The sequence below is a fragment of the Teichococcus oryzae genome (genome assembly GCF_008386565.1).
GTDB classification, from domain to species: domain Bacteria; phylum Pseudomonadota; class Alphaproteobacteria; order Acetobacterales; family Acetobacteraceae; genus Pseudoroseomonas; species Pseudoroseomonas oryzae.
Window position 1 is genome coordinate 96,038 of record NZ_VUKA01000007.1, and the last position, 13,207, is coordinate 109,244.

Here is a 13,207-nt window from a genome sequence, read left to right on the forward strand (position 1 = left end):
TCGCTCAGGCGGCGTCCATTTCCAGCCGCGCCGTCAGCGGCAGGTGGTCCGAGGCCCGGCGCGCCAGCCGGGTGTCATGCACCGCCACCTGGCGCAGCATGGCGGCCGGATCAGCGAGGATGTGGTCCAGTGCCCAGATCGGCCGGAAGGCGGGAAAGCTTCGCAGCGGGGGCGGCATGGCGAAGCGCCTGGCCAGCACGCCGAGCGCCGAGGCCCCTTCCCGCCATTCGTTCAGGTCGCCCATCAGCAGAACGGGCAGGGAGGAGCCATCCCCCCGCGCCGCCTGCAGCAGCATCTCCGCCTGGCGCCGCCGCCGTTCCGGCCCCAGGCTCAGATGCGCCGCGATGACCCGCAAGGGGCCGGAGCCGAGATCCAGCTCCGCCAGGATGGCCCCGCGCGGTTCCCACCCGCCCAGCTTCAGGCCGATGGGGCCGCGCAACAGCCTTGCCCCACGCCGCGCGAGCAGCAGGTTGCTGCGCCAGCCCTGGTGGTCCGGGCGTTGCACCACAGGCAGGGGGCGCAGGCCGGTTTCATCCTCTATGCGGGCCGCATCCAGCATGGGCGTGCCGCGGCGCAGGTAATGCTGCGCTTCCTGCAACGCGATGAGGTCGGGCCGGATCTCGGCGATCACCTCGGCGATGCGGTTGGGGCGGAACGGGCCGGCGGTGCCGCGCCCGCGATGGATGTTCCAGGTGGCGACCTTCACCGTGGCGCGCGGGCCGGGCGGGTAAAAACCGAGAAGCGCCAGCCGGCCAGGACGGCGCCGAGCACCGCGCCCCCGGTGGTGAGCACCACATCGGTCCAGGTGTCGGTCCAGTCGCCGATCAGGCCGGTCAGCGCCTCGAAAACCTCCCAGCCGACGCCAAGCGCCAGGCCGAAGATGCCGCCGAGCCAAGCCAGGCGCCGCGGTCCCCTGGTTTCGCCATCCACTTGCAGCAGCGCCGCGAAAACCAGTCCGGCCAGGATGCCGTTCACCAGGTGAACCACCTCGTCATAGGGTCCTGGCTGGTAGAACCAGCCCAGCCCGTAGCCAGGGGTGGAGGTCAGCGTGGCCAGAACGGGGGTGGCGTCCAGGATGCGTGGCAGGGCGCGGAGCCGCGCGGGCAGCGCCGCCATCCGCTCGCGTGGCGGCAGCACCAGCCCGAGGCAACCCGCCAGCGCCGCCACGGTGCCCAGCGCGGCGCCGTCCTGTCCCAGCCACCACAGCCAGCCCGCCATGCCTGCCAGCGCCGCCAGGCAGATCCAGGTCAGGCCATGGTGGCGCCCGATGTCGCGCCGCGTCAGCAGGGGCATGCGGCCTGTTCCTTTTCTGAGCCGGCAAACCAGGAGATGGCCCACGCCAGAGCCCTGGCAAGATCATCCGCCCCCTGGACGCCGCCCTATCCCGGACGTGAAATGCCGGCAGCGCCGCCTGCGAGGCCGTGCAAGAAGCAGAAGGAACGTTCCATGGATCTGAATCTGGCTGGCAAGAAGGTGCTGATCACCGGCGGCACGCGCGGCATCGGCCGCGCCTGCGCGGAGGCCTTCCGCGCGGAAGGGGCGACAATCGCGATCTGCGGCCGCTCGCGCGAGGCGCTGGATGCGGCGGTGACGGCCCTTCCCGGCACGCTCGGCATCCAGGCCGACCTGATCGACGCGGACCAGGCGGCGCGGGCGGTGGAGGAAGCCGAGGCCGGCCTGGGCGGCATCGACATACTGGTCAACGCCGCCGGCGCCGCCCGCCGCACCCCGCCGGCCGAGCTGACGCCCGCCGCCTGGCGCGCGGCAATGGACGCGAAATACTTCACCTACATCAACGTCATCGATCCGCTGGTGAAGCGCATGGCAGGGCGCGGGCGTGGCGTGATCGTCAACGTCATCGGCGCCGGCGGCAAGGTCGCCTCCCCGACCCATCTGGCCGGCGGGTCGGCCAACGCGGCCCTGATGCTGGCGACGGCCGGACTGGCCACAACCTATGCCGCCCAGGGCCTGCGCATCCTGGGCGTCAATCCCGGCGCCACGGAAACCGGCCGCGTGGCGGAAGGCCTCGCGGCCGAAGCGCGGCTCGCCGGGATCGACGAGGCGGAGGCGCGGCGGCGCAGCGTTGCCAGCATCCCCCTCGGCCGCATGGCGCGGCCGGAGGAGATCGCCGACGCCGTGCTGTTCCTGGCCTCCGACCGCGCCAGCTACATCACCGGCGTCACGGTGGGCATGGATGGCGCCCGCTTCCCGATCGTGGTGTAGCCCGCCAGCCCTGGCGCCTCAGCCGGAAACCCAGTGGCCGAGCACCGCCGGCAGGCGCGACATCAGGCCGAGGCGCTCCACATCCGCTCCGGCCAGCAACGGCACCGTCATCGGCGGCACGCCCTCGCCGCCGATCTCGATCCGGCCGACCGCTTGCCCCTTGGCGATGGGCGCCGGCAGGGGCGCGGCGTAGTGCAGCTTCACCTCCAGGTTGCGGCGCCAGGAATGCGGCAGGGTCAGCACCACCTCCCGCTCCGCGACCAGCGGCAGGCTGGGCTGCTGACCCAGCCAGACCGGCGCCTCCTCAAGCGTCTCGGCGGCCCGGAACAGGGAAACATTGGTGAAGTTGGCGAAGCCCCATTCCAGCAGCCGTGCGCATTCATCCCCGCGCATCTTCATGGAGGTCATGCCATTGGCCACCAGGATCAGCCGCCGGTCGCCGCGCTTGGCGGTGCCGACCAGGCCGTAGCCGGCCGCGTCGGTATGGCCGGTCTTCATGCCGTCGGCGCCGGAAACGCGGCCCAGCAGTGGATCACGGTTCTGCTGGCTGATGCCGTTCCATTGGAAGGAGGGGATGGCGAACAGGCCGTAATAATCGGGGAAGTCGCTGATCAGCCGGCGCGCCAGGATCGCCAGGTCATGGCAGGTGGTCAGGTGTTCCGGGTCTGGCCAGCCGGTCGCGTTGCGGAAGGTGCTGTTCGTCATGCCCAGGCGCCGGGCATATTCGTTCAGCAGCACGGCGAATTGTTCCTCGGTGCCGCTGATGCCTTCCGCCAGCACGATGCAGGCATCGTTGCCGGATTGCACCACGATCCCGCGCAGCAGATCCTCCACCGCGACCTGGCTGCCCAGCTCCACGAACATCTTGGAGCCGCCCTTGCGCCATGCATTCTCGCTGACCGGCAGGGTCTGGTCGCGGCGCAGCCGGCCCTGCTTCATCAGGTCGAACGCCACGTAGACGGTCATCAGCTTCGACATGGAGGACGGGCGCATCCGCTCCTCCGCCGCCTTGTCGAGCAGCACGGCGCCGGTGGTGGCGTCCACCAGCAACACCTGCTTCGCCACGGTGTCGAGCGGCCCGATCGGGCTGCTGGCGGGGGTGGAGGGCTCGACGTCCGCGCCGGTCGTCCGGGCCGCGGGGCGGGTGCGCGCCAGGGCGGGGACCGCCAGCGCGGTTGAGGCCAGCAATGCCCCGGCTCCACCCAGCAGGTCGCGGCGTTGCAGCATCACGGCGTCTCCATCGGTCCAACGATGGCGCCGGATACGCCCTTTCCGTTTTCAACTCAAGCGCTTGTGACCGCTTGCTGAACGGATATGCGAGGCTCGCAGCGGCGTGGTCACACCTAACTCAGGAACTCGTCAGGGGCCCGACCCAACACGGCGAGGCTGTTGTCATCGGCTAGCGACGCCACAACCGGCCCCGGCCGCGCGGCCGGCACCGTGGCAAGATCGAAGAGGTCAAGCACCACCGCCTGGCCCTGCACGATGAAGCGGGGCGCAAGGGAATGCTCCTCGACGGCGATGGCGCGGCGGCTGATCAGTGCCGCCACCAATCGTGCCGGTTCGCGTTCGAAGCGGGTGTTCTGCAGGGAAACAACAAAGGAAATGGTGTCGCGCTGCCGCCCTGGATTGGCGAAAACATCGAATTGCGGCATCGGCCACCCCGCTCGACGCTGCTGGAGCGGCGGCCTGCTGGACCAGTGCTTCATCGAGGCTCAGATTGATGGCCCGCTTGCGGCGCCTGGTGTCCGGCGCGCGAAGAGGGCGGGGTGTCCCATCAAGGTTGTCCCTGCTGTCTTCATGCGCATCGTATGCGCAGGCCTGCGATGATCACAAGCCTGCCGGCACTGGGTGCCGGCGCGGCTTCTCCGCCAGAAAGGGACCAGCTTCCATGGGTTGGATGACGGGAGCCGTGGCTCTTTTGCATCACGGCATCCTGATCGCCAGCCGCAACCGGGCGTGGCTTGGAAAGGTCAGAACAATGCACCTATGGTGCGTAACCCTTAACGGATGCCGGAGTTCGGAATGGCTCTTTCCAGCAAAGACTGGACCCCGAGTTGGCTAGGCCAGTTCAAGGCCTTTGTGACGCGCGGCAACGTCATTGATCTGGCGGTCGGCATCATCATCGGCGCGGCCTTCACCTCCATCGTCAACTCGCTGGTCGAGGACATCTTCAACCCGATCATCGGCCTCCTGATCGGCGGGGTCGATTTCTCCAATATCTTTGTGGTTATCCGTGGCGAGCGCCTGCCGACGCTGGAAGCCACCAAGGCCGCGGGCGGCGTGGCGCTGGGCATCGGTGTGTTTCTCAACGCCATCATCAAGTTCCTGATCGTTGCCTTCGCGGTGTTCTGGGTGGTGCGCATTCTCACCAAGATCAGCCTGCGGCAGGAGGCGGCGAAGCCGGGCCCGACTCAAACCGAGATCCTGCTCGCGGAAATCCGCGACGAGTTGAAGCGCCGGCCTTCCTGAGGCCCATCCCGTGACGGAGCGGCCGCTTGAGAGGCCGCTGTGCCGGGCAGGCCGCATCCTTCCAACCGGGATGGCATCCCGCATGCCGTTCCGCCCCCCCTCCCCGCGCCGCGCTCCTGCCGCCCCCTTGTCATGAGGAGGGGCGGCAACGGCCGGAGGTGAAGGGACGTTGTTCGTCCTTCTCCCTCGACCCGGGCTACAACGATCCACAATGACCAGAATATTCATGAAGGCGACGATCGTGGCAGCGCTGGCCCTGCTCGCCACGGCCTGCGACGAGAAGGAAGGCGGTGCCGATGAGACGGCGCTGAAGGCTGCACACAGCGCTGCCGAGGCCGAGTTGCGCCGTTCCGGCGGGCCGCAAACCACCTTGCGGGGCGTGCAACTGTATCGTCAGGCGCAGGGCGGGATCGCCGTGTGCGGCCAGGCCAGCCTGCCCAACAGCGGCGGCGCCTTCACCCTGTTCGTGTCCCTGGTGACGCCGCGCGAGGGCGAGACGCCATTGGTGGAGCAGCATGTCGCGACCTCCGGCTCCACCGCATCCCGCGTTTTCGTGGAAACCGTGTCCCGCTGCTATGAGGATGGCGGGCCGCCGGCGCAGCAACGGGCCGGCGCGCCGCCCCCCATGCCCCCTGTGCCGGACCGGTTGCCGGAGGTGGCGCGCCCCGAGGTGCCGGCGCCGCAGCCACGCGCCGCGCTGCCCTTGGCGACGCCACCCTCCGATCCCACTCCTGCCTTGATCACTGAGCCGCCCCGCTTCCAGGGCCGGGTCGTGACCATGCGCCAGAATGGCAACCTTCGTGCCCATCCGGGCGGCGGCGGCCAGGTGGTGCGCGTGGTGCCGGGCGGCACGGCCTTGAAGGTGTTCGGCGATGCGCCGGGCGGCTGGCTTGAGGTCGGCGCCGAGGCGCCGGAAGGCTGGATGCATGGCAGCATGACACGCTGATGAGGCCGGTTCCGGGCCGGAAAGGCGGATCATATGCGGGGCATCATTCTGGGCGACGCGGCCGCAAAGCCATGCCAGAGTTGCCGTCAATCCGCTTTCACTGACGGAGCTTCTTTCATGGATCTTCCCCATAACAGCCTTTGGGCCGACCGCGCCCTAGGAGTGCTGCGGATCGTCAGCGCCCTGCTTTTCCTGGAGCATGGCACGACCAAGTTCCTCGGCTTCCCGCCGGGCGCCTCACCGGCCGCCTTCAGCCTGTCCTGGTTCGCCGGCCTCATCGAACTGGTCGGCGGCGCGCTGCTGGTGGTCGGTCTCTGGGTCCGTCCCGCCGCCTTCATCATGTCCGGCACCATGGCCGTGGCCTATTGGGTCGCGCATGCCCCACGCAGCTTCTTTCCCGTCAACAATGGCGGCGATGCGGCCATCCTGTTCTGCTTTGTGTTCCTGTATTTCGTCTTCGCGGGCGGCGGCGCGTGGAGCCTGGATGCCGTTCGCGGCGCCGCGGGCCGGCGCGCGCGCTGAGAACAGGCGGCAGGCAGCCGGGAAGCCTGCGCGGCTTCCGGCCTGATATCGCCGTTCCCACGGCGGGCGCAGGTGCCAGGGCAATCGGCGGCCGGCCGCAAAAAGCGGCTTGCCCGATCCGCTCGCGAAACCGGATAGTATTTGTTCCGGAGGTCGAACGCGGGGGAGCGCACGGCATGACGCGTTGGCGCGTGGGCGTGGATTCGGGCGGCACCTTCACCGATATCTGCCTCTTCGATGAGGAGGAAGGCCGGGTCGAGGTTTGGAAGGTGTCCTCCACGCCCGACGATCCCTCGCGCGGCATCGCGCAAGGCGTCGAGGAAGGCATGCGCCGCGTGACGCCTGTGGCGGATGGCCGGCCAGCCGCCGCCGTCGCCTATTTCGGCCATGGCACCACCGTGGCGACCAATGCGCTGATCCAGCATCGTGGCGTGCGCACCGGCCTTGTCACCACCGATGGCTTCCGCGACCTGCTGGAGATCGGCCGCCAGAAGCGCCCCGACCTGTATGACATGCAGGCCGACAAGCCGCCCGTCCTGGTGCCGCGCGACCTGCGCCTGGAGGTGCCGGAACGCCTGCGCCATGATGGCCGCGTTGAAATTCCCCTGGACGAGGCCCGCATGCGCAGGGCGGCGCGCGCGCTGCGCGAGGCGGGGGTGCAGGCCATCGCCGTTTCCTTTCTGTATGGCTTCATCCGCCCGGAGCATGAGCAACGCGCCGTCGCCATCCTGCGCGAGGAGATGCCGGACGCCTTTATCAGCGCCGGCCACGAGATCGCGCCGGAATTCCGCGAATATGAGCGGCTGTCGACGGTGGTGCTGAACGCCTATCTGGGCCCGGTGATGCGTGGCTACATCGAGCGCCTGGCGCCACGGCTGCGCGAACTGGGAATGACGGCGACGCCGCATCTGACGCAATCCAATGGCGGCGTCATCGGCTTCGCCGCGGCGGCGAACATGCCGGTGCGGGCCGTGCTGTCCGGCCCCTCCACCGGCGTCGTCGGCGCGCAGGCGATCGGCGCCCTGGCCGGGTTCGGCAACATCATCACCTTCGACATGGGCGGCACCTCGACCGATGTGGCGCTGCTGCAGGATGGCGTCTGCAAGCTGACCTCGGAAGCGGTGGTGCATGGCTATCCGATCAAGGCGCCGATGCTCGACATCCACACGGTGGGCGCGGGCGGCGGTTCCATTGCCCATGTGGATGCGGGCGGCCTGCTGAAGGTCGGGCCGCGTTCCTGTGGTGCCGACCCTGGGCCGGTCTGCTACAACAAGGGCAACCTGGAACCGGCCACCACGGATGCCAATGTGGTGCTGCAAACGCTCAACCCGACCCATCTGCTGGGTGGCCGCATGGCGATCCGCCAGGATCTCGCCCGGGAGGCCATCGGGCGGCTGGCGGAAAAGCTTGGCCTCGGCCTTATGGAAACCGCGCAGGGCATCCTGTCGGTGGTGACGGCCAACATGGCGCGGGCGATCCGGGTCATTTCCGTCCAGCGCGGCCATGACCCGCGGGACTTCACCCTGATGGCCTTCGGCGGCGGCGGGCCGCTGCACGCCGCGAGGCTCGCCAGGGAACTGGAAATGAAGCGTGTGCTGGTGCCACGCAATCCCGGTATCCTGTGTGCCATGGGCCTGCTGCTGACCGATCTGCGTGCCGATTTCGCCGCCACGCGCCTGTTGCCGGCCACGGAGGATGCGGTGCCGGAGGTGGCGGAAGCCTTCCGGTCCCTCGCCGCCCGGGCGGAAGAGTGGTTCGCGGGCGAAGGCATCGCGCCCGGGGCACGCCGCCTGAACCGCACGGCCGACATGCGCTACGAGGGGCAGAATTACGAGCTGCCGGTGCCGCTGCCGGATGGAGCCATCACCGCTGCCACCCTACGGGCGCTGAGCGCCGGTTTCGCCGAGGCGCACCGCCAGCGCTACGGCTTCGTGGCGGAAGGTGAAACGGTGCAGGTGGTCACCTTGCGCCTGGAAGCCACCGGCCTTGTGAAGAAGGCGCAGTTGAAGGCGTATCCTGAAGCGGGGCCGGATGCCGGCATGGCCATCACCGGTGAGCGGCAGGTCTGGTTCCCCGAGGCGGGAGGCTTCGTCGTGACGCCAATCTATAGCCGCGACGCCTTGCAACCCGGAAACAGCTTCGCCGGCCCTGCCATCGTCGAGCAGATGGACACCACGACTGTGGTGCCGCCCGGCATGGCGGCGCGGGTGGACCGCTGCCTGAACCTGATCCTGGAGGTGGCGGCATGAGCGAAGCCCTCCGGCGGGATGCGCGCATGCCGCTCGATCCCATAACCGTGGAGGTCATCGGCGCAGCCCTGGCCTCCATTGTCGAGGAAACCGGCGAGGCGCTGATCCGCGCCAGTTATTCCACCAACATCAAGGAGCGGCGGGATTGCTCCACCGCATTGTTCAACACCCAGGGTGAGACGCTCTGCCAGGCCGAGCACATCCCGATCCATCTCGGCAGCTTCATCGGCATCGTGCCGGCGATCATGCGGCACCACCGGGTGGAGGACATGCGGCCGGGCGATGTGTTCGTCGGCAATGACGCCTATGCGGGGGGCGGCACGCACCTCCCCGACATCGTGCTGGCGGAGCCGATCTTCGTCGAGGGGCGCATCGCCGCCTGGACCGTCAACCTGGCGCATCATTCCGATTTCGCCGACCGTGGCCACGCGCATATCTATCAGGAAGGCCTGCGCATCCCCCCGGTGCGGCTGTACCGCGCCGGCGAGTTGCAGGCCGACATCCAGAACCTCATCCTGCTCAACTGCCAGGTGCCGCGGGAGCGCTTGTCGGACCTGCGCGCGCAGATGGCGGCGAACCGCGTCGGCGTGCAGCGCTTCCAGGCGCTGTGCGGGAAGTATGGCACCGACACCGTCCTGGCGGCGGGCGAGGCGCTGCTTGACTATGCCGAGCGCAAGATGCGGGCCGGCATCGCCGCCATGCCCGACGGCAAGTGGCGCTTCGATGACGTGTTCGATTGCCCCGAGGTCGAGGGCAGCCTGCCCTTCTCGGTCGAGATCACCGTGAAGGGCGACGGCATGGCGCTGCATTTCGATGCGCCGGACCAGATGCGCGCCGGCATCAACATGACCTACACCGCCCTGCTGGCCACGGCCTATTATGCGGTGAAGTCGGTGGTGGACCCGACCATCCTGCCCAATGCCGGGCTGGCGCGGCCGCTCACCGTTACCGGGCGGGAAGGCAGCATCGTCAATTGCCGGCATCCGGCGGCGGTGAACGGTCGGCTGCAGGCCTGCCAGCGGGTCGCGGACCTGATCCTCGGCGCGCTGGCCCAGGCGGTGCCCGAACGCGTGACCGCATGTTCCAACTCGACCTGCACCGTCGCCAGCTTCATCGGCAGCCGGAAATCGGATGGCGCGCTTTGGGTCTATCTGGAAACAATGGGCGGCGGCTCCGGCGCGCGCTTCAACAAGGACGGGCTGGATGGCGTGCATGTGCATGGCACCAACACCTCGAACCTGCCGGCCGAGGCACTGGAGATCGAATACCCTCTGACCCTGCTGCGATACGAGCTGGTGCAGGATTCCGGGGGCGTCGGCCGGCATCGGGGCGGCATGGCGCTGCGCCGTGTTTACCGCGCCGATGAGGATGTGCGGGTGCGGATCGACCTGTCGCGGCTGCATTCACGGAGCTGGGGGCTGTTTGGCGGTGGGGCCGGTGCCAAGGGCCGCGTCGAATGCGGCCCCGGTGTCACCTTCGATGGCCCGAATGCCGAGCTGAAGGCGGGACAATGGTTCGCCATCGTCAGTCCCGGGGCCGGCGGATACGGCCCCCCGGCCGAACGTGGCGCCGACGCGGTGCGCCGCGACCTGGCCGAGGGCAGCATCAGTGTCGCGACGGCGCGGGAGTTCTATCCGCAGAGCATCTGATTGCATCGTCGCCTTTGCAGCGAAGGAGAGTTCGCATGGCCATCATCGCCACTCGACGGTCCGTCCTGGCCGGGGCCGCGGCCACCGGATTGCTGCCCTTCCTGCGACGCCGGGGCGCGCAGGCCCAGCCGGCGGGCCTGCTGCGCTTCGGCCTGTCCAGCTATCCGCCCAACATCCAGCCCTGGGCCAATAGCGGCACGGCGGCGGCGACGATCAAGCTGATGATCTATCGTGGCCTCGCCTCCTACGGGACGGATGGCCAGTTGCATCCGGAGCTTGCGGAATCCTGGTCGCGCGAGAACGATCTGACCTGGATCTTCAGGCTGCGGGACGCGCGCTTCCAGAATGGCGAGCCCGTCACCGCCGCGGATGTGAAGTGGACGCTGGAGCAGGTGGCGTCGGAAAAGTCCACCGCCCATCTGCGGACCGAGATCCGCAACATCGAGCGGATCGAGACGCCGGATGACCGCACCGTCCGGCTGGTGACCAAGGTTCCCCTGGTGACGCTGCCCAACTGGATGGCCAGCTATCACCTGCCCATCATTTCCCGCCAGTCTTCCGGCCGCGACTTCATCGGCGCCGGGCCCTTTGTGCTGAAGTCGCAGGAACGTGGCTCCTCCCTGGAGCTGGAGGCGTTCGAGGGCTTCTACAAGCCTGGGCTGCCGAAGCTGAAGGCGATCCGCGTTGTCGCCTATGCCGACGAGAATCTCCGCGTCGCCGCCCTGCAATCCGGGGATGTCGACCTGATCGAATACGTGCCCTGGCAATCCATGGGCGCCATCGGCGACAATCCGGAATTGAAGCTCGACGCGGTTGACGGCCCTTTCATGTATCTGGTGTTCAACGGCAGCAAGCCGCCCTTCAGCGATGCGCGGGTGCGCCGGGCGGTCGCGCATGCGATCCGCCGCGAGGATCTGGTGAAGGCGGCGTTCTTCGGCCGTGGCTCGCCCATGGCGCATCTGCCCATCTCGGAAGACAGCGCCTACTACAATCCTGAGTTCAAGAATGGCTGGAACTACGATCCGGCCCTGGCGAGGAAGCTGTTGGCGGAGGCGGGGCTGGCGAACGGATTCAGCTGCAACTTCCTGTCCACGGCGCAATACGGCATGCACAAGGACTCCGCCGAGGTGGTGCAGCAGCATCTGGCGGCGATCGGCATTCAGGCGACGCTGAACCTGCCGGATTGGGCCACCCGCGTCGCCATCGGCAACCGGGGCCAGTATGACCTCGCCATGATGGGTACGGCGGCGGACAGCAACGATCCCGATGGCTTGTCCAACATCCTCGATGGCAGCCTGTCGGCGGCCTATGTCCGCAGCCATGGCCTGCGGACGCCCCGCATCTCGGAATTGTTCAGCGCCGGCCGCGCCGAGTTCGACGAGGCGAAGCGCAAGGCCATCTACCGGGAACTGGAAAAGGTGGCGATCGAGGAGGCGCCGCTTGTGGGCCTGACCTGGCGCAGCCAGGGCTATGCGATGCGGCGGGCCGTGACCGGATTCCAGAACCTGCCGGGCGCTCTGACCTTCTATTCAGGGCTGACCTTCGAAACAACGGCGCTGGGCTGAGGGAAGTCGACGATGCTGATGCCGCAGGGCCGCGTGGTGATGGTGTCGGGCGCCACCCGCGGCATTGGCCGCGCCATTCTGGACCGGCTGCTGGAAGCGGGCTGCGTGGTCAGCGCCGGGGTGCGGAGCACCGCCAGCCTCCCCGCGCACCCGCGATTGTCGCATCATTCCTTCGATGCCGCGCGAGCCGGGGCGGCGGAGGGCTGGGTGGCGGCGACCGTGGCGCGGCATGGCCGCATCGACGCGGTGGTGAATGCCGCCGGGATCAACACCCGCGGCACGCTGCTGGACCCCGATGAAACCGCCATGGATGCCGCCTGGACTGTGAACACCAAGGGGCCGCTGCGCGTCATCCGCGCTGCCTGGCCACATCTGGCGGCCAGCGGCAGCGGGCGCGTTCTCAACATCGCGTCGCTGTCCGGAAAGCGCGTCCGCAACGACAATCTTGCCTACGCCATGAGCAAGTTCGCGGTGATGGCGCTGACGCAGGAAGTGCGCCGCCTGGGCCATGACCATGGCATCCGCGCCAGCGCGCTTTGCCCCGGCTTCGTCGATACCGACATGACGTCCCACGTCACCAACTGGCCGCGCGAGAAGATGACACGCCCCGAGGACATCGCGGTGCTGGCGGAGGTGCTGCTGCACCTGCCCAACACCGCGAGTGTCGCGGAACTTCTCGTCAATTGCCGGCACGAGGACATGCTCTAGCGCCGGCCCGGATCTTCAGCGGCGGCGCGTCGCTGCCCAGGCTTCGGCCATCTGGTCGATCCGCATCTCGGCGGCCGACTTGCGGGGCGCCTGGGGCGCCGCCCTGGCCATCACCGCGCGGCCATCGCCGCCCCATTGGCGCGCCGGTCCGGAATCGAGATGGATGAAGCCCTGATCGGGATAAAGCCCGACGCCGCCACGGGCGAACTTGACCGCAGTGGTGGCGAAGGCCTCGAACTTCGCGGCGGGGATCATCAGGTCCATGGCCGCGGCGCGCAGATGCTGGCTGTCGCCCGCGCCATGCACGGCCCGGTTGGTTTCCGGCGTCCGGTAGCCGGAAAGCACGACCAGCTCGGCGAAGCGCTGCCGCCGGCCCATGTCCCACACGATGTCAACCGCGTTCAGGTCGAAGCTGCGCACCTTGCCCGTGCGGGTATCGGCCAGCACCTCGGAAAGCTCGGCCAGGGCGACGGGATCGGCTTCCCGGCCGTTGTGATAGATGCCGGAGAAGGTGGCTCCATTGGCGGCGTGGCGCAGCGTCAGGCGACGCGCACCCGGCGGATCGGGCAACCGCCGGGCTGCTCTGCCCAATGCCGGGCCAGCGATGGCGAAGGTTGCAGCAGCGGTCAGAAAAAGAACTCGGCGGCGCATGCCGATCCTGTAAACGGCAGCTTCGGGGGGCGGAACCCATCCTCGCGCGAATGCGATCAAGTTTGGCGCATAAAACGCAAAATTCGCGAAAATGAGAAAGTGAAAGAACCAAGAAGAAGCATTGTCGCAAGGTGAATCCTTCTCTGGTTTTGCTTCCATGAGGCAGGGTCGATCGCTGGAATCACATGGGGCCAAGCTTCCACGCCGCTGTTTCCATGAATG

Annotated in this window: 13 protein-coding genes; 8 read left to right on the plus strand and 5 right to left on the minus strand. The window is 68.4% G+C overall.

All coding sequences use genetic code 11. From position 1 onward, the window contains the following. Positions 1–4: 4 nt before the first annotated feature. Complete coding sequence (locus F0Q34_RS14375; protein ID WP_161600885.1) at positions 5–706, minus strand: endonuclease/exonuclease/phosphatase family protein; 702 nt, start codon at positions 704–706, stop codon at positions 5–7. Further along, on the minus strand, positions 703–1,293 hold the full coding sequence (locus tag F0Q34_RS21830) for a hypothetical protein (protein WP_161600886.1): 591 nt from the start codon (positions 1,291–1,293) through the stop codon (positions 703–705). Before F0Q34_RS21830 ends, F0Q34_RS14375 begins: the two co-directional genes overlap by 4 nt. A gap of 153 nt (positions 1,294–1,446) precedes the next feature. On the opposite strand from F0Q34_RS21830, the gene F0Q34_RS14380 reads away from it, so the two are divergent. Continuing rightward, positions 1,447–2,223, plus strand: coding sequence for an SDR family oxidoreductase (locus F0Q34_RS14380; protein WP_149812915.1), 777 nt, complete (start codon positions 1,447–1,449; stop codon positions 2,221–2,223). A gap of 18 nt (positions 2,224–2,241) precedes the next feature. Here the strand turns inward: F0Q34_RS14380 and F0Q34_RS14385 are convergent, their stop codons facing one another. Both F0Q34_RS14385 and F0Q34_RS14390 read right to left on the minus strand, forming a co-directional pair. Then, a complete protein-coding gene (locus F0Q34_RS14385) occupies positions 2,242–3,450 on the minus strand; it encodes a D-alanyl-D-alanine carboxypeptidase family protein (RefSeq protein WP_149812916.1) in 1,209 nt (402 codons plus the stop codon). Positions 3,451–3,566: 116 nt separating this feature from the next. Beyond that, a complete protein-coding gene (locus F0Q34_RS14390) occupies positions 3,567–3,878 on the minus strand; it encodes a CcdB family protein (RefSeq protein ID WP_161600887.1) in 312 nt (103 codons plus the stop codon). Between the two features lie 370 nt (positions 3,879–4,248). Between F0Q34_RS14390 and mscL the strand changes: the two genes are divergently transcribed. The 7 genes from mscL to F0Q34_RS14425 all read left to right on the plus strand — a co-directional run bounded on the left by mscL (position 4,249) and on the right by F0Q34_RS14425 (position 12,334). Continuing rightward, the gene (gene mscL, locus F0Q34_RS14395; protein WP_149812918.1) at positions 4,249–4,695 is read left to right on the plus strand and encodes a large-conductance mechanosensitive channel protein MscL; all 447 of its coding nucleotides are present in this window, start codon (positions 4,249–4,251) and stop codon (positions 4,693–4,695) included. A gap of 226 nt (positions 4,696–4,921) precedes the next feature. Next, positions 4,922–5,641: an SH3 domain-containing protein gene (locus F0Q34_RS14400; protein ID WP_149812919.1), complete on the plus strand. Its 720-nt coding sequence runs from the start codon at positions 4,922–4,924 to the stop codon at positions 5,639–5,641. A gap of 117 nt (positions 5,642–5,758) precedes the next feature. Then, positions 5,759–6,163, plus strand: a complete 405-nt coding sequence (locus F0Q34_RS14405) for a DoxX family protein (protein WP_149812920.1) — start codon at positions 5,759–5,761, stop codon at positions 6,161–6,163. A 176-nt stretch (positions 6,164–6,339) separates the two neighbouring features. Next, the gene (locus tag F0Q34_RS14410; RefSeq protein ID WP_149812921.1) at positions 6,340–8,412 is read left to right on the plus strand and encodes a hydantoinase/oxoprolinase family protein; all 2,073 of its coding nucleotides are present in this window, start codon (positions 6,340–6,342) and stop codon (positions 8,410–8,412) included. Then, positions 8,409–10,061: a hydantoinase B/oxoprolinase family protein gene (locus tag F0Q34_RS14415; RefSeq protein ID WP_149812922.1), complete on the plus strand. Its 1,653-nt coding sequence runs from the start codon at positions 8,409–8,411 to the stop codon at positions 10,059–10,061. Before F0Q34_RS14410 ends, F0Q34_RS14415 begins: the two co-directional genes overlap by 4 nt. Positions 10,062–10,096: 35 nt before the next feature. Further along, positions 10,097–11,626 (plus strand): ABC transporter substrate-binding protein, encoded by a 1,530-nt coding sequence (locus tag F0Q34_RS14420; protein ID WP_149812923.1) that lies wholly within the window; start codon positions 10,097–10,099, stop codon positions 11,624–11,626. A 12-nt stretch (positions 11,627–11,638) separates the two neighbouring features. Then, positions 11,639–12,334: an SDR family NAD(P)-dependent oxidoreductase gene (locus F0Q34_RS14425; RefSeq protein WP_149812924.1), complete on the plus strand. Its 696-nt coding sequence runs from the start codon at positions 11,639–11,641 to the stop codon at positions 12,332–12,334. A gap of 15 nt (positions 12,335–12,349) precedes the next feature. Here the strand turns inward: F0Q34_RS14425 and F0Q34_RS21835 are convergent, their stop codons facing one another. Then, the gene (locus F0Q34_RS21835; protein ID WP_161600888.1) at positions 12,350–12,904 is read right to left on the minus strand and encodes a YcbK family protein; all 555 of its coding nucleotides are present in this window, start codon (positions 12,902–12,904) and stop codon (positions 12,350–12,352) included. Positions 12,905–13,207 lie beyond the last annotated feature (303 nt).